Consider the following 20,010-nt stretch of genomic DNA (forward strand, 5'->3'; position numbering starts at 1 on the left):
ACCAACTGGCTGCTTGCTGTGGGGAATGCTGGATTCCTACATTGCGGTCCCCGGCGGTCTTCTCCCCTGCTCCCTCAGCAGAACAAGCGTATAGATCGTGCGCTCATAAGGCGTAAGCGGATACTCCCAGGAGGCAATACGCATACCGTGCTCGGTCAGTTCCCTGCGATAAGAAAACGAAAACGCATCGCGTCCGTCGAGGAATATGTCTCTTCCTCTTTTCAATACAACATCGTGCTTACGCGATCTGTAAGGGCTGAATCGATCGACTTCCTGATGACCGTCAATCAGCGTGAGTTTTCTCCAGAACAGCATCCCACTGGAGACAAGTCGGAATGTGCCACCCTCGGAGTCATTCGCCTCGAAGCCAAACCCGGAGGGTGTAAAATGGAACTTGCCGGCCCAGTCCATATCGCCATCTTTAACAATCGTAAAGTGCATTAGCTCACGATAGAGTTGATAACGACTCATCCTCGGCTACACCATGTCGAGCGCCTGCTCTCTGCTGAGGAGGGCTCCCACATGAATGACGACTTCGTGGGCCCCCGCCGAACTGGCCAGTTCGGACAATACCCGTTCTTCCACTTCGCATAATCCAGTCTCTGCCATTTCCATCGGTTGGATAACGACACGAAATGATTTTTTCATCCACTTCCCGCGAGTTAACTCCGAGATTGCGTCAGCCAGGCATTTTTCCGCGCTTTTGAAGTTCCCAACTAACAGTCGAGGTGTTGTGAATGGTTCCTGGGGGATACGTTCCATATGGCGTTGGGGTAGATCCAGGGTCGACACCCGGATTTTGTTGGCATAGATCTGGATGTGCAGTGGGGTACTGAAACGATTCCGAAGGCCTGACATGTCCATATGCTTGGCACCTGCTTCAATTCGACTGGCGTTCCCGCTTCAATTCTCGCGTAACAACTCGACCGTCGCCTCACTGATCGGCACAAAGTCACCCAGCCCGCAGGACGCCCCGCGCTGGAGTCCGCCTCCCATCTGGTCGAGTACTGTGATCACATCCAGGTTGCACAGTTGACTCAGGGAGGTCTTGTACATGATGGTCTTGTTACGGCGCAATCCCGGACAGCGATTAGGCAGCCTGTTGGCATAGACCTCGCTGCCGCGCATAAAAAACAGCACCGTTTGCTCATCGATCACCTCGGTGCGATCAATGCGTTGCAGGGGAACGCAGTCCTCGGCGTCATCTAGGAGAGCCGCGAGGGGGTCCTGTTCCGCAGCATCATCTCCGGCTTCCTGCCCGGTTGAGGCACAGCCAGACAATGCGAGTGCAACAACCAGCGGGATGGCACGGCGACAAACGACGGGTAACATGGTTACGCTTCCTCTCTCTAGGATTTGGATTGAGCCTGGAACGGGATTCACGATCTCTCGAGGATACGATCACTATGCCCAGTATGCGCTATTTTTTTAACCGGTTTAAAGCCGGACTGTGTACCGCAATCCTGGCACTGAACTGCTCCCTGTCGGTAGCCGCGAGTGATTGCCAGGGTGAGGGTACTCGCCTGCAGGTGCTCGGTAGTGGCGGCCCGGAACTCGATGACGGCAGGGCGTCCAGTAGCTACCTGGTGTGGCGGCGCGGTCGCGCTGTATTGCTGGTCGATGCCGGCTCAGGCAGCAGCGTCGCCTTCGATCGATCCGGCGCGCTGCTCGAGGACCTCAGCGCCATCCTGCTTACTCATCTGCATACGGACCATGCGGTCGACCTCCCCGCCTACGTCAAGGGCGGCTATTTCAGTGAACGCGACAAGGCCCTGTTGGTCCTCGGCCCCTCCGGCAATCAGCTCATGCCCTCCACCCGCCAGTACGTAGAGGCCCTGCTGGGGGAGCAGGGCGCCTTTCGCTACCTGAGTGACCATACCCGGCCCATGGAGCAAGGTTTCTGGATCGACGTTCGTGACGTCGACATCGACGAGCGTGAGCTATGGCGCATGGATACCGGTAACGATATTCAGCTGTCGGCACTGGGAGTAGACCACGGGCCCGTGGCAGCGGTGGCCTGGCGCGTCGAGGTGGGGAGTTGCACGCTGGTGTTCGGCGGGGATACCACCAACGCGCGCGGTAACCTGGAGCGCTTGGCCCGCGGCGCCGACATCCTGATAGCCCACGTGGGTATCGCCGACGATACCACCGGGCCGGCGACCAGGCTGTTCGCCACACCGCGTGTCATTGGCGAGATTGCCCAGCGAGCCGGCGTCGGCACGCTGGTATTGTCGCACTTCATGAACCGCAGCCAGCGGGATACCGAAGCGCTTGTCGCCTCTGTGCGGAACGAGTTCAAAGGCAGGGTTATCGCGGCCAGGGATATGTCCTTCGTCGAGTAGCCGGCGCTACAATGGCTCCACCTACAGTAAAGCAAGCCAACTCGGTCTATTGATTCTATGCGGTCTACCGGAAGTCTCCGAGTCTCGGATTCGCCAACATCAGTATATCTATGAAACTTCCTTTTGACCGATAAAATCGGTAATATAGCCGCATTTTTCGGTCAGGTAGCAAACCCATGATTGAGGCCATTGTCGGAAGCGAGGGCGCAGAGCGAGTATTGCTTTTTCTCGCGGCGCGAAATAGTGGGTATGCGCGAGAGATAGCGAACAACTGGTCGATGGATGTGAGTACGGTCCAGAATCAATTGTTGCGAATGGAGCGAGACGGTCTGCTCGTCAGCCGAACGGTAGGCAGAACTCGTGTTTTCGAGTTCAACCCCCGTTATGCCTTCAAGGGAGAAGTGATCGCCCTTCTCCACAAAGCCCTGACTCAACTACCTCAAGGCGTAAGAGAACAACTGACTCTTGATCGCAGACGCCCACGGCGCACCGGTAAGCCTCTGTGAGTACTGAGCTGGGTAGGCTAGGACGAGCCGAGACCGCAGCGCTGGTAGTGGAAACTCTGGCCGCCCATGGGATTGATGTCGTACTTGTTGGGGGTTCCTGCGTTTGCTTGTGGACCAACGAACGCTTCGGATCCTTCGACCTGGACTTTATCGACCCGAAACCGCCCCCAGCTCCCGCCAGCCAACCGCCACCTCCAGGCGATTGCTCCCTGCGGCCGGCGGCTGACCGATCATTTCGTCGTAGGGACTGGTCTGGCGTAGGTACACGCCGCGGAAGGCATACCCTCCCAGCTGCTCGTACATCTGACCCAGACTGTGGGAGGTGATCGGCTTGCCGTCGTTGCGGCAGAGGGTGTGTAACTCGTCATCGACCCGCAGTTGTGCCTGGTACAGGCAGTTCTGCAGGGAGTTGATGACCAAGTCGGACTCGCCGGCCATTGCGGGTAGCTGGGACAGTAAAATGGTGGCCATGATCGCTCCACAGGACCTCTCTACACCAGGTCAATACGTTACTACCCGAGGGTTCGGACCACCCATCCGGAAGTAATACACCGACCGGTGCCATAAATCCGGTATCGACTAACCAGGAGCCTGCCCCTCAGAACGCCTGTCCAAAGGCCATATAGAGCCCCTGACTCCCCCCTTCTCCCCTGGCAAAGTCCAGGCGGATCGTCATCTGTTCCCGCGGTCGCAATACAAAGTGCACCCCGAGCCCTGCCGCAGCATAGAGATTCGATGTATCGCCACAATCACCGAAGCTGTCGAGCAGGCAAGTAACGCCGGCGAAGGCGGCCAGGCGCCAGCGCTCGGCCAGGAAGTAACGCTCTTCCATCTCGACCAGGGCGGAGTGGGTGTCCCGGAACTCGCCCTGGACATAACCGCGCATGCGGATCGAGGAGTAGCCACTGGGCGGGGCGTCGTCGGTCAAGCGCAATTCCGCATGGGTGGCCAGCACCGAGCCCGCACCATGGGCAAAGTACTGGGCATAACTGGCGTTGTAGACATCGAAGGACTCCTCACCACCCAGCGCCTCCCGGTAAGCCAGATTGCCGGCTGTGAAAAAGATGCCACGGTTGGGGGCCTCGGTGTTGTCGCGGCTATCGTATTCCGCCTTCAAGCCCAGGGCGTTGGAACTGAATCCATCGAGCCCCAGTAACCCGAGGCCAATGTTGATAAACTCATTGGAACCCAGCATCGCGTAGTCGTTGACCAGCCCCTGGCCGCCCAGGTACCAGTGATCGGAGACCCGATAGAGCCAGGCCGCATAGCCCAGGGTGATATCGTCCGTGACACTCACCTCCCGGCCGCTGCCGAGAAAGTCCTGGTAGTCGTTGTTGGCCTTGCCCCCACCGACAAAGCCGAGCACCCGGTGCCGGTCCTCCCCCAGGTAGGCACGGGCGAACAGGCCGTAGGTGTAGGAATCCGTCGTACTGTACTGGGCCATAGCCCCGAACATCGACGGCGGCGCCTCTGGCGCAAACTGGTGTACGTAGGCACCGAGGGCGCCGGCAGAGGTACCCAGTTTGGGGTTGCTGCTCAGCACCGGAGCCAGCAGCCAGGGGCTCTGCCTGGAGGCACTCCCGTCAGAGCCCTGAACGCCATTCGCAGCGGTCAAGGCCAGAAACATCAGTATGGAGAGGTATGGCTTCACGGGCACCGGCCTGAAAACAATGAGGAGGAAGCATAGCAATTACCGCGCGCAGGACACCATATCGGCCCGCTCTGGAACAACTGGCACAGGCCATTCCGGGCCAGCGGGAATTTAGACGCTTCTGAACCGTCTTGCTATATTCATTGTGTGCCTCCACCTGCAGGAGTCCGCTGTTGCGCATAACGACCCGCCTGCTTCTGATCCTTCCCGCCCTGCTGCTGGCGCTGACCCTGCCTGCCCAGGCCCAGCGCGAAGTGGTCACTATCGACGACGCCAAGGCCAGGCTTCTGGTCTCCATCATCGACAACACCACCTGGCCCAATGAAGCGGCCATGAACCACTTTGTGCTCGGTGTTCTGGGTAATGACCGGACCCTGGTGGCCGCGCTGGTAAGCCAGATGGGAGGTATCACCATCAGGGGCAAATCGGTAAAAGTGAAGGTCTACGATTCGCTGAAGGCCGCTCGCGAGGCCAATGTGCTGGTGTTGCCCCAGTCACGCAACAGTGAGCTGGCCGACATCGGCCGGACCCTGCAGGGCAGCCGCACACTACTGGTGACCGAGAGCGCCGGCAACAAGGCCCACATCATGGTGAACTTCATGTTCTCCTCCAAGGTGAGGCTCGGCTTCGAGATCAACGCCAGCAACATCACCAATGCCGGCATGACCCCCTCCCGGGAGCTGCTGCTGTTCGGCGGCAGCAAAGTCGACCTGGCGGACATCTACGAACAGAGCGAGGCCAAGCTGGCGGAAGCCCGGGCCATGGCGGCGGAGCAACAACAGCAGCTGAACGAACAGCGGGAACTGCTGGCGGCACAGGGCGATACCATCGACCGCCAGCGGGCCGAAGTCGCCTCCAACCAACGCAAGCTGGCGCAGCTCGAGACTCACCTGGAGGGTGTGCGGGAGAGTCTGGCGGATAGCCAGAGCCGCCTCGATGACAATGCCGCGGAACTCGAGGAGAAAGAACAGATTCTGCTGGAAAAAGAAGCCTACATCGCCAGCTATACCGAGCGGATCGAACGCAACCTGAAGCGCCTTGAGGACCAGCAACTGGAGATCGCCGAGCAGGAGCGCCAGATCCAGGAGCAGAGCTCGGTGCTGGTGAGCCAGCTCAGCACTATCGAGAGCCAGCGCTTCATCCTGATAGCCATTGGCGCCGTCCTCCTGCTGGTACTCGTGCTCATTGGCATCATCCTGCGCGCATGGCGCAGCAAGCACCGGCTCGCGTTACAACTGGAAGGCAAAACACGGGAGCTCGGTGTCGCCAACGAGAAGCTGGTGCAGTTGACGGAAGCCAAGAGCCGCTTCCTGTCGACCATGAGCCACGAGATCCGCACCCCCATGAACGGGGTGGTGGGCATGGCGGAGCTGCTGGAGGGCACCGAGCTGACGGGGCAGCAGCGGGAGTATGTCTCACTCATCATCAAGTCCGCCGACACCCTGCTCGGGCTGATCAACGATATCCTGGACCTGTCGAAAATCGAGGTCGGCCGGCTCGACCTGGAGTCCATTTCCTTCTCCCTGCGGGAGGTGCTTGCCGACACCCTGCAGACCCTTGCCCTGCGCGCCAATGCCAAGGACCTGGAGCTGACCTTCCACATCCCCCCGGGGGTCCCGGACTGGGTATTGGGCGACCCCCTGCGCTTGCGGCAGGTCGTGGTCAACCTGGTGGGCAATGCCATCAAATTCACCGAAGAGGGGGAAATCGACCTGGACCTGCAACTGGTGTCCTCCGACGAGAAGCAGGTACGGATCCGGTTCGAAGTAAAGGATACCGGGATCGGCATTACCCCGGCCCAGCAGGAGAAAATCTTCCAGGCCTTCGACCAGGCCGATGCCAGTACCACCCGGCGCTTTGGCGGCACCGGCCTGGGCCTGGCCATTTCCCATCAGCTGGTGCAACTGATGGGCGGCGAGCTGTCGGTGCAGAGCGAACCAGACCAGGGCAGCACCTTCTACTTTGAAGCCGATTTTGCCGTTTCCGACGAGGCTGCACCGCTGGCCCTGCAACCGGAGGAATTGCGCGGCCTACCGGCGCTGGTGGTAGACGACAATGCCACCAACCGCATGATCCTGGAGGAGATGCTGACCAACTGGGGGATGGCTCCCTGCGTGGTCGACGGGGCCGGCCCGGCGCTTGCCGCGCTCGAAAACGCAGAGCAGGCCGACAAGCCTTTCGCGATTGCCCTGCTGGACGTGATGATGCCGGATGTCGACGGCTTTGAACTCACCACCATGATCCGCCGGCTACCCGCACACCAGGAGCTGCGCATCCTCATGCTCACTTCCGCCGGCTCTGCGATCAGTGAAACACAGCGCAAGGAACTGGCGATCTCCCGCGTACTGATGAAGCCGGTGAAGCACTCCGACTTGCTGGCCGCCATGACCGACGCGCTGGGGGTCACCCAGAAATCGGGCGAGGTTACCCCGGCAGGCAGCGTCGGAGTCGCCGCGCGCAAAGTCCTGCTGGTGGAGGACAATCCGATCAATCGCAAGGTGGCCATGGAACTGCTCGGCCGGCGCGGGCATCAGGTTGAGGTGGCCAGCAATGGCGCCGAGGCAGTGGAAGCGGTCGCCAACCAAACGTTCGATGTGGTGCTGATGGACCAGCATATGCCGGTCATGGACGGGCTGACCGCCACCCGTACCATTCGCGAAAGGGAACAGGGGAGCGACCGCCACGTCCATATCGTTGCGCTGACCGCGGCGGCTACCGTCGAGGACCGGGAAAACAGCCTCGCCGCCGGGGCCGACGGTTTTGTCAGCAAGCCCTTCCGCGCCGAGGCGCTGTACCAGGCGGTGGAAGGTGTGGCTGCAGAAGCCGGGGCGGAACCCGGGCAGCCCGGGACTGCTGCTGCCGCCACCCCGGCGGGCGATGAGCAGCAGCCCTGCCTGGACTGGCAGGGTGCACTGCACAATCTCGAAGGCGATGAAGACTTCCTGTTCGAGCTGACGGAGATGTTCCTCGAGCAGTATCCCGGCATGCTGGACGCCGTGGAGGATGCCGCCGCAGCCGGGGATGCGCCCGGCCTGCAACGGGCGGCCCACGCCCTGAAAGGGTCGTCCCAGTTGATCGGTGGCAGGGCCACCGCGGCGTCTGCCCTCGCGCTGGAGAATATCGGCCGTTCCGGCGACCTGTCGCAGGCACCTCCGGCGTTACAACGGCTGCAACAGAACCTGCAACGGCTTAAGGAAGCGCTGATTGCCGCGCTCCCGGAGCGGGAAACCTGAGGTTGTCAGTCGGCGTCGGCCAGGTCGGAGCGCAGTGAATCAACTACCCCCTGAAACTGGCTGCGATTCGATTCGCTGAGGCGGGCGAGGGATTCGTGGGCGCTGAGGATGCGCGCACCCTGTTCCTGCGGGCTCAGGCTTGTGGTATCGACCACGGTCATGTCTCCGGGCAGTGCCCTGGCCTTGGGGCAAATATGCTCCAGCACCACACGCATACTCAGTTCGTCGAACAACTTGTGCACCTCGTCAGAGACGCCTTGCAGCTCGAGGGCCTCCGGGCTGGAGGTGACGATCTCGTGCAGGGTGCCCAGGCAGGTGCTATCGAGGTGCTCGCAACGGCTCAGGTCCAGGGTAAGTCGATCGTGGCCCGCCAGCAGCGCGCTGGCCGCATCCAGCAGGGCCTGGCTGTACAGCCAGGTAACGGAGCCGACAATCGCGATGAACCCGTGTCCGTCCTCGGCGCCCTGTTCCAGATGGGGTAGCTCCGGGGCCTCAGCGGGTTCCGGTTCTGGCGCCGGGGCCTCGGCGGCCTGTTGCTGGCGCGCGGGCGCGGCGCCGTCGAAGTGACTCGTGCCCTCGCAGCGCTGTATCAGCAACAGGGTGATATCGTCACGGTCGCCCGTCAGGCCGCGGGTCGCATCCTCGAACAGGCCACCAAGCAAGGCCGCCCGGTCACCTACCTCGGCCAGGCCCGCGGCGAGACTGTCGGTGTCCGGCGACTCGGGCCCGCCGTCGAGGATGCCGTCGGTATAGAGCATCAGGCGGTCACCCGCCTCCAGGCTGAAGGTGTGCTGGGCGTAGTGTGGCTCCTCTTCGAGCCCGAGGGCCGGGCCGGTGCGTTCGAGCCGCTGTGGCGTGCGGTGGTCCGAGCCCACCAGGCAGGGTGGGTGGCCCGCCAGGGCTATGTGGCCCTCCCCGCTGCGCAGGTCCAGCAGGATATAGGCCGCTGTGATAAAGGCGCCGGACGCAGACAACATGTCGTAAAGGCTGTAGTTGAGCCGCCGCAGCACCTCGCCAGGCTGCAGCACCTGCCCGGTTCGATCGCGCTGTTTGAGCCGCAGTTTGAACAGTACAGAAAGCATGGCGGCGGCCACACCGTGCCCCGCGGCATCGGCGATGACCAGGCCGAGGAGATGGTCATCGAGCACCACCGCGTCGTAGAAATCCCCGCCCACCCGGTGGCCCGGGCGGTAGAGGGTCTCGATGCACCAGCCGGGGATGGCGGGTGGATCCTGGGGCAGCAGCGCGCGCTGGATTGTTTCCGCCCGGTGAAGATCCGCCTGGATGACCGCGGCCTGGCTTTCGAGCACGCGACAGACCTGCTGCAGCTGATCCACCTTGTCCGCCAGCTGGACGTTGCTGTCCTCCAGCTCGGCATACAGTCGCTCGCGTTCGCGCTTCAGTTTGATCTGGTCGAGGGCATTGCGCACCGCCACCCGCACCCGCGGTACTTCCGGCGGCTTGGCCAGGTAATCGAAGGCACCGAGTTGCAACGCCTCGACCGCCGCATCGAATGTATCGAGGCCGGATAGCACGATCCACAATGGCCCGGGGCGATGTTCCTGGGCCCATTTCATCAGCGCCAGGCCATCCAGCTGGGGCATCACCACGTCGGTGACCACCACATCCACCGCCCGCGTCCGCAGTACCTCGCGAGCCGCCAGGCCGTCCTCTTCCTCCAGCACCTCGGCCGGGTCCAGTTGCATCAGCCCACGGGTGACAATCTTGCGCACCATGGGGTCGTCGTCCACTACCAGGAACACCGGGCGCCCGGCGGGGTTACCGGGTAGTCTGTCGATCGGTTCGCTTGTCACGCTCGCTTTTCCTGCAGGGGGTCGCCATGCCAGTATTGTAGGCCATTGTGGGCATTGTCCTGATAACTTCGCCCGGAGGCCAGTTTCGGATCAACTGGCGCAATTCGCGGGTAACATTTTGATGCCACCGGTGAGGCGGCACACCGCCGGCCCTTGCGCACGGAATCGGTACAGGGTCTACTGCCACTCTGACATCGACAACGCCAACATCGGGAGTAGAGCGGGGCCATGGAACCGACCGCAGTAAACGACGGCAAACGGCGCAATGGATTTTTCGCAGCACTGCTAATGCTCTCGGGACTGCCCTCCGCCAACGCCAGTGCCACCGCAACGGACGCCGCAGACGTGCCGCAGGCGCTGGTACCGGCGAAGGTTCAACAGCTCAACGACCGCCCCATCCCCCGCTTTGCCGTGGATGCAGCCTGGCCGCAGGTGCCGGATGACCTCACCCTCGGCCAGATACCAGGTGTGGCGGTCGACCGCCACGACAATGTGTGGATCATCCAGCGCCCCAACTCACTCGACTTCTCCGACAACGGGCTGGCCCAGAGTCCACCCACGGCGGTGTGCTGCCGCCCGGCCCCGCATGTCATGCAGTTTTCCAGCGCCGGCGACTACCTCGGCGGCTGGGGAGGGTCGGACCAGGCGCCCAGAATCGACGGCGTGGACCAGTGGCCGCAGGTCGTGCACGGCATTTTTGTGGACGACCGGGACAGCGTGTGGATCGGTGGCAACGGCAAGGACGACCACGTGGTCCTCAATTTCAGCGCCGACGGCGAGTTCATCCGCCAGTACGGTATCCGCGGCGTGACAGGCGGCAACAGTGACCGCGAGGCGCTGGGCAATCCGGCGGACATTCATCACGACACCCGCCTCAATGAGGTACTGGTCGCCGACGGCTATACCAACAAACGTGTCATTGGCTTCGATTCCGCCCGCAATACATTCAGCCGGCTGTTCGGCGCCTACGGCAAGGACCCGGATGGCGGCACCCGCGAGGGCGACTTCGACCAGTCCCAGGCCTCCAGCAACGCCGACGGTGGCGCCAACCCCGAGGCAGGCATTTTCGGCGACATCGTGCACTGTGTCAGCCGGGGACCGGACGGGATGATCTACGTCTGTGATCGCCGCAACAACCGTATTCAGGTGTTCAACTCTGCCGAGGACGGCGCAATCCGCTTCGTCAGGAATCTTGTCATCGCCGGCGACACCGGAGGCCTGCGCACAGCCTCGGATATCGCCTGGTCTCCCGACGGCAAGTTTATGTACGTCGCCGACATGATGAACGGCCAGGTGTGGATTCTGGATGCCGCGGACTACGCGATCCTGGGCGCGCTGGGGCGCAACGGGCGCTATGCGGGTGAATTCATATGGCTGCACAGTGTCGACGTGGACAGCAAGGGCAACCTCTACACCAGCGAAGTGAGCACCGGGCGCCGCGTGCAGAAGTTTGTGCTGACCGGTGTCGAGTAGAAGTCAGCGGGCTGACGAACCCGGGTGAATTTCAGGGACATCCCCCCGGAAATCTTGCTATCCTGAGGCCCGGAGATTTTCAAAGACCACTCACCCCGCGTGGTACTTCGACTCACCAATTCACAGGAGAACCGTTATGGGACTGGGTGGAATCAGTATCTGGCAACTCGTCATCATCCTCGCCATCGTCGTCATGCTCTTTGGCACCAAGCGCCTGCGCAATATCGGCGGCGATCTTGGCAGCGCCGTCAGGGGCTTCCGGGACAGCATGAAAGAGGATGGACAGGACGTGCCAGCCGAGAACGCCGAAGAACCCGGTAAAGCCTGATACCGGGACGGCAATAACGCTGACCGGACGGATGCCGCCGGACAGCGGCCAGGCTCGAAGCAATCATGGAAACACAACGCCTTGTTATCGGCATCTCCGGCGCCTCGGGTATTGTCTACGGTATCCGCCTGCTGGAGATATTGCAGAAGACCCCCGTTGAGACCCACCTGGTGATGAGCAAGTCTGCGGAGCTGACGCTCAGCTACGAGTCCGACTTCTCTCCCACCGACGTGAAAGCCCTCGCCGATGAAGTGCATCCCATCAAGGATGTCGGCGCCTGTATATCCAGCGGCTCCTTTCCCACCTCAGGTATGGTGATTGCACCCTGCTCCGTGCGGACCATGGGGGAAATCGCAACCGGCGTGACCTCTTCGCTGCTGACCCGGGCGGCGGATGTCGTGCTGAAGGAACGTCGCAAACTGGTTCTGATGGTCAGGGAAACACCTTTTCACACCGGGCACCTGCGCACCATGACCGCCCTCTCGGAAATGGGTGCCATCATTGCCCCACCGCTGCCGGCCTTTTACAGCCGGCCGCAGACCGTCGACGACCTCGTCAATCACAGTGTCGGCCGCGTGCTCGATCTTTTTGGTATCGACGCCGGGGTAGTGAAGCGCTGGGGGCTCTGACTTCCCTACCCGGCTAACCGCCGCAGGGCCACACAGAGCGCCCGGGTCAGTAACAAACCGGGCACATTTGGGCGTGCCGGCCGTTCCGACCGCGCAGACCCATTGATTTTTGTCAGGTACTTCCTCCGGGCGTTCTTGCTATCCTGAGCCTTCGCTATTCTCAAGGACCACTCCGAAGGGGTGGTTTTTCACTTCATTTTTTCATGGGAGAACTGGAATGGGACTCGCTGGAATCAGCATGTGGCAACTGCTCATTGTGCTCGCCATTGTCATTATGCTCTTTGGCACCAAACGTCTGCGCAACCTTGGCGGTGACCTCGGCAGCGCCATCAAGGGCTTCCGGGAGAGCGTGAAAGACGAAGACATCACGCTGCCGGCCGCGGATAACAAGGAGTCAGGCGGGGTTTAGTCTCGGCTGGCCAGGCGCTGCGGCTAGTCCGCGAGCGCCTTGTTCAGTGCATCGAGACGCTCATTCCAGAGATCCTCCTGTGCGGAGGTTGCTTCCGGTGTGAAGAACATCGTGACGCCGCCCTTCGCCTGGGGCCAATCGGGCAACAACTCCCCGTTGGGGTTGCCTGACCGCGCGAAGTTCACCCAGTACTGCTGTAGCTCGTCTGACACCTGGCGCTGTCGCGCGCCGGGCTCCTTCGGCTCCATATGGTCACCGGTGAAGTTGCCGAAGGTGTAAGGCATGTCACCCGCATGAAACGCGCCATACACCTTGTACCCGTTGATATCGTGGGGTTTCGACATGCTGCCCGGCATGGCAAAGCGGTAGGTGTAGACAGCATTGCCGTGATCTTCATGAGCTACCGAGAGGGCACGGTTGACGGCATGAAACACGTAATCGCTATACATGAAGGTATCGCGGGTCGCCTCATCACCGTAAAAGCTGGTCAGGGATTCAATGATTTCCGGAGTAGTACTGGAGCTCCCTTCAAGCGCCCCACGAATGGCCTCCGGCGGTCCCATGGTGAATTCGGCGTCAGTCGCACCGACGATCATGGGCACACTTGCCGCCGAGCCGCTGGAGAATGACTGCCAGAGGTCTTCCGTCACCACAGCCCCATCTACCGCAAAGGAGATAAAGCCGGAGAAATCGGTTCCCCTGACCACTTCCCCGGCGGGTAATGCGCGCAAGGCCTCCAGTGAAGCATCTTCCATACCCAGCCGTTCGGCTATTGCGGGACCCACCTCCTCAACAATGACATCTCCATCCTGCGCCAGCGACGCGACCCGGGGCTGGCGCCCGCGGCCGTAGCCGGACTGGGCAATCGCGCCGCTGAATAACCCTCGAGCGGCGGGCGAACTGACCAGGCTGTAAACGGATGCACCACCCGCAGATTCCCCGAAGATAGTCACCCGATCGGGGTCTCCTCCAAAGGCCGCGATGTTGGTCTTCACCCACTCGAGAGCGGCAAGCTGGTCCATCAGGCCATAGTTGAACAGGCGCCCGCCGTCGGGATTAGCCTCCGAAAGCTCCGGGTGAGCAAAAAAGCCCAGGCGTCCGAGGCGATAATTCATCGCGACAATCACCGCCCCCTTCGCGGCAAGGTTGCCACCATAATTGACCGGTCGCGACCCGCTACCGGATACCAGCCCGCCGCCGTGAATCCAGACCATTACAGGCAAGTCAGCCTCTGCACCCGCTGGCCTGTACACATTGAGATAGAGGCAGTCTTCGCTCTCAGCCTGGGTGAAGGCTTCCTCCGGCTGGAAGCCACCTGGCTGTACCGGACGCTGCATACAGCGATTTCCATACTCATCGGCGACCAGAACCGCATCGCGGGGCGACAGCGGTTGGGGAGCTCGCCACCGCAACTCCCCCACGGGAGGACGGGCGTAGGGGATGCCTTTGTAGGCGATCACTCCGGAGGCTTCTACACCGCGTACCGGCCCCTCTGCGGTCGCTACCTTGATGAAGGATGGGGCCTGGCTGTCGACGGCTACAGGCTGGTCGCTGCGCACCGGACTGGCTTCCCGATTCGCATCGCAAGCCTGCAGCCCCAGCATGACGGAGAGCGGCATCACTGCCAGACCTTTCCAAAGAGGTTTCACTCGTTTATCTCCCGTTTCCATGTTTTGTGTCGTTTGGCGCCATCGCCCAGGACAGAGCCTGGCTCAGAAATTCCTCATACGCCGCGTGTTCATAACTTTCCCGGCGATGGCCCACAGCCGAGTAAATGGCCTTTCCCCTTCCGACACGGCGCATCCAGGCCAGTGGATGGTCACTGCCCATGCTGATATCGGTGCCGTCCCAACTCACGGGAGAGTAGGTAGATTCGTCGACGCGAAGCAGTACGCTTACGCTGTCTTTTCGCGGTGTTTCAGCAAAGGAATACCACTCCTCTTCCATCGCCCAGCCCGGTGCCAATCCCTGCCCTATCCCGGCAGCGTTAGCTTCTGTCAGCAGCGTCGCCTTCTGGAACTGGGGATTACCGGGATGCCCTATGAAGCGGGCCCCCAGCAACGTCGAGGCAAACCACTGCCAAGGGTAGATGGAATCACCGCCCGTCGCGTGCAACCCGACAAAGCTGCCGCCAGACTCGATATAGTCCCGAAAAGCCGCTCGCTGCCGGACAGTCAGGGCATCCCCACTGACATTGTTCCAGACCACCGCGTCGAAGTTTGCCAGCGCTTGCGCTGTGAACACCCCGCCGCGATCCGTCGTATAGACGGACCAGCCCTGCTGGGCGGCAATGCGCTCAATCGCGGTTCGAGCTGCCACTACCGAGTCGCCGTGATCAAAGCCGGTAATTTTTTCAAACACCAGCACCGCGGGCGACGCCGTCAGCACGCCCAACTCGGGTACGTCATTGTCATAGCGCGCGCAGCGCGCCCGCTGGTCGTCACGCGTTACCGGTACGGTTCGCAGGAGCTTGTCCATGCGAGCCAGGCTGGATGCATCAAACCCCAGTGCCCGGGCATTACTGCGCAAACTGATAATGGCGGCGAAACTCGGGATCGCCGTGCCGACCAGGAAGGGCGGCAGATCATCCGGAAACCCGGGAAGCTCGGACTTCACCGCCTCGACCGCGGCTTCACTGAGCAGGACATCCAGCAGCGGACTATCCACCGAATAGGGCGCTTCACGCAGCGGGCAGTCAATGATTTCAGACTGGACCGCGGCGGATACCAGGGCACACCAGCAGACCAGTAACTTCCCGAGCATCTGCAGGTGAATACTCTTCAAAGCTGACCCGTCTGCAATTGTGCGGCGGCGTAATCGACGGCACGCGCGGTCAGAGCCATGTAGGTCAGGGAAGGGTTCACACAGGACGACGAGGTCATACAGGCCCCATCGGTCACGAACAGGTTGGGGACGTCATGGGCCTGGTTCCAGCGATTGAGTACAGATTCAGTGGGGTCGTCGCCCATCCGGGCGGTGCCCATCTCGTGGATGCCCATCCCCGGGACAGCTGAATTGGGTGTCATCCGCACGCCCTGTACACCGGCGCTTTCCAGCATGGTCCCCGCCTGCTGGAGAAAATCCGCGCCAATGCTGCGCTCATTCTCACCCCAGGCAAAGTGCACCTTGACCTGGGGGATGCCGAAACGATCAGGACGCTTGAAGTCCAACTCGATACGATTATCCCGATAGGGCAGGCACTCACCAAACCCTATCAGCATGATGCCCCAGGGACCCGGCTGGCGGAGGGCGCGCTTGAAGTCCGCACCAAAGCCTGGCGTCTGCGCCGCCATACTCTGCCAGCCCAGACGAAAGGCAAAACCCTGGACCCCGTAGCCCCGCACAAAGTCGGGGGACTGACTCCTGTCATCGAGATTGCGAAAGCGGGGAATATACAGCCCGGCCTGGCGCCAGCCATAGATCGTCTTGTCTTCATACCCCGGTACCATGCCAAATCCGTTGATACCGGTGTAGTGGTCCATAAGGTGGTGGCCAAGCACGCCGCTGTTGTTGGCGAGGCCGTTTGGAAACTGTTCGGAACGGGAGTTGAGCAGAATCTGGGTACTGCCGATGGTGGACGCGCAGAGGAACACCAGGCGGGCAGTGAAAGCACTGCGGCGCCGGTTGTTGGCGTCGATCACGCGAACCCCCGTGGCCCGACGCGTCACGGGGTCGTAGTCGATACCTTCGACCACACAGTCTGATTTCAGTGTCAGGTTGCCGGTTGCACGGGCAGCCGGCAGGGTCGAGCTCTGGGTAGAAAAATAGGCGCCCGCCGAGCAGCCGCGTTCGCAGGGGCCACAGTAGTGGCACTGCCCCCGGCCGTTATGGGGCCGGGTCAGCATGGCCACGCGGGCATGGGTGACACAACGGTCGGGGTAGCCCTGCTCGATGCGGTGCTTGAAGCCCCGCTCTACCACGTTGAGGTCCATGGGCGGGAGAAATTCGCTGTCAGGCAGGTGCGACAACGACTCTGCCTGGCCACTCACGCCGATAAATTTTTCGACATGTGAGTACCAGGGAGCCAGGTCGCGATAACGCAGCGGCCAGTCGATGCCGTGCCCGTCCCTGCTGTTCGCCTCGAAATCGAGATCACTCCAGCGATACACCTGCCTGCCCCAGAGCAGGGAGCGTCCGCCCACTACGTTGGCGCGAATCCAGCTGAAGCCCTGCGGATCACTGGCATAGGGGTTGTCCCGATCATTGTTGAAAAAATGTCGGGTGCCCTCGTTGAAGGCGTGGCAGCGGCGCTGCACCGGATACTGTTCGTCATACAGGGCCCGCGGGGGTTTACCGTGAAACGGCTGTTCCCAGGGCGGCATATGCTCGGTCTTGTAATCGATGCCGTGCTCGACCATCGCCCCGCGCTCGAGCATCAGTACCTTCAAGCCGCGCTCAGTCAGCTCCTTGGCCGCCCAGCCGCCGGTAATCCCCGAACCAATGACAATCGCATCGAATTGTGGCGCGTTATCGGACATCTGAAAATGCAACCTCGAGTACAGGGGGATCAGTGGACAAATTGCCTGCCGACCTTCGACAGGTCGTAGTCGCCGTCGTAGTATCCTGGCATCGGCAGGTAGGCGAGTTCCTGTTTCATGCCGACTTCGGAGGTGTAGTAACCGAATACCACCAGTTCTTTAAGCTGGGTAAAAAAGCGGGGGACACTTTGGGCAACACCGCTCGCGTCAGTGGGCGAGATGGCCAGCTGTTCCTCTTCGCGAAGCAGTTCCTCGCGAAGTGCTTCGCCCGCCGCGGCAAAATCCTGCAGCCCGCGCTCCCGACTGCGAGCATCCAGCCGCTCCAGCCCCTCAAGGAAGACCTTGCGTTCCGCTGCCTCGTACCAGTGACCCACCACTGACGCAATGAAGTCCGGCACGCCCGCTGCAAGCGCACCGGGGGTGTCGGTGGGGGGAATGACCATGTCCGACAAGCGTGATACGGCGGCCTGCTGGCGTTCGGTGAACGTCGCTGTGGTGACAAGCGCCCGGGGATCCTCCCCGGCCAGAAGCCGTGTCGTGAGCGAGGCACTCGCGACGCTGCCACACAGCAGCGCCGCTCGCCTGAGGAGGTCCCTTCTCGTCTGGTCGGACACGGTTCCGGTTACCTGGCGCTATCAGAAGTGCAGCTTGGCTTGCACGCCATAGGTTCGGGGCTGCGCGAGGCCGTAGACGATACCGGAGTGGTTACCAAAGTAGGCAAACGAAGCATCAAAGGCAAAGTAGTCATAGGACGAGGTGTATTCGTCATTGTCGAACAGATTGTCTACATAGAGTTGAACGTCCACATTGCCAACCGTCACACCAGTGCGCAGGTTGACGCGATGGATGTCTTCGGTCTTGAGGAAGTTCGCAGGGTTACTCCACTGGCCGGATTTATAGACATAGTCGGCACGGGCAAACCAAGGATAGGCACCGTCGAAGGGCAGTGCACCGCTGTACTGCAGTCCAAGGTTAGCAGAATACTCGGAGACGTGAGGCTGCTCCTTGCCGGAAAAGTCGCTGATGCCAGTCAGGGAGGTCAGCTGCGCATTGGTAAACGAGCCAATGTCGGACCCGGTATAGGCCGCGGCGAGGTTGACTCTCAGATTCTCGGTTGCCGCCCAGTAGGCTTCAAACTCCAGGCCGTACAGGTCGACCTCACCAGTGTTGGCCACCCCGGAGAAACTCGTCGCAATGTCCTCACCAGGCTCTACCACTACGATATTGATACGGTTGATCTGCCTGGACCATTGGGCGTAATAGGCAGCCGCGGCGTAATTAAGGGAGCCATCCAGGGCTGAGCCCTTGATACCGATCTCGTAGTTGTCCACTTCTTCCGGGTCGACCGTCAGGGTAATGCCGGCGTCGGTGGCAACTTGCTGCACGTACTCACTCTGGGCCAGCAAACCAAGGTTGAAGGCGGAAGGGTTGACCCCCTGTGCGTAGGAGCCGTAGATCATCAGGTCATCGGAAATGCTGTAGTCGACAATCAGGCGTGGCAGGAAGTTATCGAAGGTCTCGGACAGTATTTCATTTCCGGCGACATCGAGGGCGGTCAGCTCATCTTCCTGGTAGCGTCCTTCAAGGCTCACTGTCAATGCGTCGGTGATGTCGTAACTGAGGCCAAAAAACAGGCCTACGGTCTCGGACTGGTTTTCACCACTGGGGGTCACCGACGAGGGCACCGGAGCAAAGGACAGAATACTGGTGAGCGTTCGCTCGACAGACGTATCCAGATAGCTCGCACCGACAGTTGCTCGCAACTTGCCGGAATCATCATAGGTCAGGCGAAACTCCTGCGAAAGGTCTTCCTGATCGGCTTCCACGAGGAACCCGTAATTGAACATGTCGGATCCGTAGTGATCGATGTCGTTCAGCAGTATCCACTGTTCCTTGTTATAGCCGGTCAGCGACGAGACAGTAAAACCCGTGTCGGCAATGTCCCAGTCGACCGTGAGATGACCGTGCTGGAATTGCCGCCGCATGCCGTAGTCGTCGAGAAAATCGGTATCGGTCAACCGGTTCTCTGAGCTTTTCAGCAGGGCCTTGAGGTCTGCTCCGGCACTGGTGTTGTAGGAGTAGGGATCCACCTTGCTGTCGGGAGAGCCACAGAAATAGGGGTTGCCCTGCAAGGTACAGTTCGGCTGTCCCTGGACCAGAACATTGCCAAAGAAGTCAGTGATGTCGTACGCCGATTCAAAGCCCGAGGCGGCCGGGCCATCTTCATCATCGGACATGAATCCGAAGGCCTTGATCGTCAACTCGTCAGTGGGCGTGGCTACCAGGAACAGGTTGGCCATAGTCGTTTCCTGGTCGCCCAGGGTGCCGCCACCGAAGTCATTGTCCCAGGCGCCCTCTTTGGAATAGGTCTCGGCGGAGGCGCGGAACGCCAGTTTGTCTGCGATCAGCGGACCCTCGACCTCTCCGCGCAGGCGGTAGTAGTCATAGTTCCCGAACGTCGCGTCGACGGCACCGCCCCACTCCTCTCCGGGTGTCTTGTTAACGATATTCACTGCACCGGCAAACGTATTACGACCGAAATACGCGCTCTGCGGGCCGCGCAGGATTTCCACACGTTCGGGACTGCCGATGGATGATATGGCCGTTGTCGATGAAACCGGGACGCCATCGATGAACATGGAAACCGTTGATTCGACACCGCTGCTGGGCGAAAATCCGCGCAGGGTAAAGGTCTGGACGGTGCGATCGGTCTTGCCACTGAAGTTGTCCGAGACCACAAAGCCCGGTGTCGCGTCGGCCAGATCCTTGATTTCAACGAGCCCGCGGTTCTCGATGTCCTCGGCGGTCACTGCCGTCACCGCCACGGGCACATCACTGAGACTTTCGTCCCGTTTCCGCGCAGTGACCACCACCTCTTCCAGCGCGACCTGGCCCAGCGCCGGCAGGCTGCCAACGCTCAGTGCCGAAGCAATTGCGCCGAGTGCGCCAGGCGCGATACCGCGTAGTTTGTGTCGATTCATTTCTGAAACCTCTGTCTTTCGTACTCTGTAAAGTGATCGTCATCGGCATCGCTGGCCGGGGATTCAGGCGAGTGGGAGCCCGGACCTTCTGGCCACAGCTCTAAAGCGCCAAAGATATTGTTATATTATTATTACAATAGGTCTTTAGAGATGGCAACACATTTTA

General features: G+C 61.0%; 18 protein-coding genes. 7 read left to right on the plus strand and 11 right to left on the minus strand.

The genetic code is table 11. From position 1 onward, the window contains the following. Nucleotides 1-36 precede the first annotated feature (36 nt). From FV139_RS14525 to FV139_RS14535, 3 genes are read right to left on the minus strand one after another with little or no spacing between them, the layout of a single operon-like run. Nucleotides 37-471, minus strand: coding sequence for a hypothetical protein (locus FV139_RS14525; protein WP_148069179.1), 435 nt, complete (start codon nt 469-471; stop codon nt 37-39). Between the two features lie 6 nt (nt 472-477). Further along, nucleotides 478-864, minus strand: coding sequence for a hypothetical protein (locus tag FV139_RS14530; protein WP_148069180.1), 387 nt, complete (start codon nt 862-864; stop codon nt 478-480). A gap of 39 nt (nt 865-903) precedes the next feature. Next, a complete protein-coding gene (locus tag FV139_RS14535) occupies nt 904-1,332 on the minus strand; it encodes a DUF6491 family protein (RefSeq protein ID WP_148069181.1) in 429 nt (142 codons plus the stop codon). Nucleotides 1,333-1,406: 74 nt separating this feature from the next. Here FV139_RS14535 and FV139_RS14540 point away from each other — a divergent pair, with 74 nt between their 5' ends. Both FV139_RS14540 and FV139_RS14545 read left to right on the plus strand, forming a co-directional pair. Then, complete coding sequence (locus FV139_RS14540) at nt 1,407-2,342, plus strand: MBL fold metallo-hydrolase (protein ID WP_187276557.1); 936 nt, start codon at nt 1,407-1,409, stop codon at nt 2,340-2,342. A 176-nt stretch (nt 2,343-2,518) separates the two neighbouring features. After that, entirely contained in the window at nt 2,519-2,848 is a 330-nt protein-coding gene (locus tag FV139_RS14545) for a helix-turn-helix domain-containing protein (protein WP_148069183.1), read from the plus strand. A 147-nt stretch (nt 2,849-2,995) separates the two neighbouring features. On the opposite strand, the gene FV139_RS14550 is transcribed toward FV139_RS14545, so the two are convergent. Both FV139_RS14550 and FV139_RS14555 read right to left on the minus strand, forming a co-directional pair. Continuing rightward, entirely contained in the window at nt 2,996-3,319 is a 324-nt protein-coding gene (locus FV139_RS14550) for a DUF6482 family protein (protein WP_148069184.1), read from the minus strand. 127 nt (nt 3,320-3,446) lie between these two features. Then, nucleotides 3,447-4,499, minus strand: coding sequence for a BamA/TamA family outer membrane protein (locus tag FV139_RS14555; RefSeq protein WP_148069185.1), 1,053 nt, complete (start codon nt 4,497-4,499; stop codon nt 3,447-3,449). 173 nt (nt 4,500-4,672) lie between these two features. Here FV139_RS14555 and FV139_RS14560 point away from each other — a divergent pair, with 173 nt between their 5' ends. Continuing rightward, nucleotides 4,673-7,732: a YfiR/HmsC family protein gene (locus FV139_RS14560; RefSeq protein WP_187276558.1), complete on the plus strand. Its 3,060-nt coding sequence runs from the start codon at nt 4,673-4,675 to the stop codon at nt 7,730-7,732. A gap of 5 nt (nt 7,733-7,737) precedes the next feature. On the opposite strand, the gene FV139_RS14565 is transcribed toward FV139_RS14560, so the two are convergent. Next, nucleotides 7,738-9,546: a SpoIIE family protein phosphatase gene (locus FV139_RS14565; RefSeq protein ID WP_148069187.1), complete on the minus strand. Its 1,809-nt coding sequence runs from the start codon at nt 9,544-9,546 to the stop codon at nt 7,738-7,740. A 228-nt stretch (nt 9,547-9,774) separates the two neighbouring features. On the opposite strand from FV139_RS14565, the gene FV139_RS14570 reads away from it, so the two are divergent. The 4 genes from FV139_RS14570 to tatA all read left to right on the plus strand — a co-directional run bounded on the left by FV139_RS14570 (nt 9,775) and on the right by tatA (nt 12,385). Continuing rightward, on the plus strand, nt 9,775-11,019 hold the full coding sequence (locus FV139_RS14570) for an NHL repeat-containing protein (protein ID WP_213004135.1): 1,245 nt from the start codon (nt 9,775-9,777) through the stop codon (nt 11,017-11,019). Nucleotides 11,020-11,155: 136 nt separating this feature from the next. Continuing rightward, a complete protein-coding gene (locus tag FV139_RS14575; protein WP_148069188.1) occupies nt 11,156-11,347 on the plus strand; it encodes a Sec-independent protein translocase subunit TatA in 192 nt (63 codons plus the stop codon). A gap of 65 nt (nt 11,348-11,412) precedes the next feature. After that, complete coding sequence (locus FV139_RS14580; RefSeq protein ID WP_148069189.1) at nt 11,413-11,976, plus strand: UbiX family flavin prenyltransferase; 564 nt, start codon at nt 11,413-11,415, stop codon at nt 11,974-11,976. Between the two features lie 217 nt (nt 11,977-12,193). Next, the gene (tatA, locus tag FV139_RS14585; protein WP_148069190.1) at nt 12,194-12,385 is read left to right on the plus strand and encodes a twin-arginine translocase TatA/TatE family subunit; all 192 of its coding nucleotides are present in this window, start codon (nt 12,194-12,196) and stop codon (nt 12,383-12,385) included. 23 nt (nt 12,386-12,408) lie between these two features. Here the strand turns inward: tatA and FV139_RS14590 are convergent, their stop codons facing one another. From FV139_RS14590 to FV139_RS14610, 5 genes are read right to left on the minus strand one after another with little or no spacing between them, the layout of a single operon-like run. Beyond that, a complete protein-coding gene (locus tag FV139_RS14590) occupies nt 12,409-14,034 on the minus strand; it encodes a carboxylesterase/lipase family protein (protein WP_187276559.1) in 1,626 nt (541 codons plus the stop codon). Between the two features lie 4 nt (nt 14,035-14,038). Further along, on the minus strand, nt 14,039-15,169 hold the full coding sequence (locus tag FV139_RS14595) for a ThuA domain-containing protein (protein WP_148069192.1): 1,131 nt from the start codon (nt 15,167-15,169) through the stop codon (nt 14,039-14,041). Next, the gene (locus FV139_RS14600) at nt 15,166-16,863 is read right to left on the minus strand and encodes a GMC family oxidoreductase (protein ID WP_148069193.1); all 1,698 of its coding nucleotides are present in this window, start codon (nt 16,861-16,863) and stop codon (nt 15,166-15,168) included. Before FV139_RS14600 ends, FV139_RS14595 begins: the two co-directional genes overlap by 4 nt. A gap of 29 nt (nt 16,864-16,892) precedes the next feature. Then, nucleotides 16,893-17,477 carry a gluconate 2-dehydrogenase subunit 3 family protein gene (locus tag FV139_RS14605; protein WP_148069194.1) on the minus strand — a complete coding sequence of 195 codons (585 nt, stop codon included), beginning with the start codon at nt 17,475-17,477 and terminating at the stop codon, nt 16,893-16,895. A 21-nt stretch (nt 17,478-17,498) separates the two neighbouring features. Continuing rightward, entirely contained in the window at nt 17,499-19,844 is a 2,346-nt protein-coding gene (locus tag FV139_RS14610; RefSeq protein WP_148069195.1) for a TonB-dependent receptor, read from the minus strand. Between the last annotated feature and the right edge of the window lie 166 nt (nt 19,845-20,010).

The organism is Parahaliea maris, assembly GCF_008064665.1.
Taxonomy (GTDB): domain Bacteria; phylum Pseudomonadota; class Gammaproteobacteria; order Pseudomonadales; family Halieaceae; genus Parahaliea; species Parahaliea maris.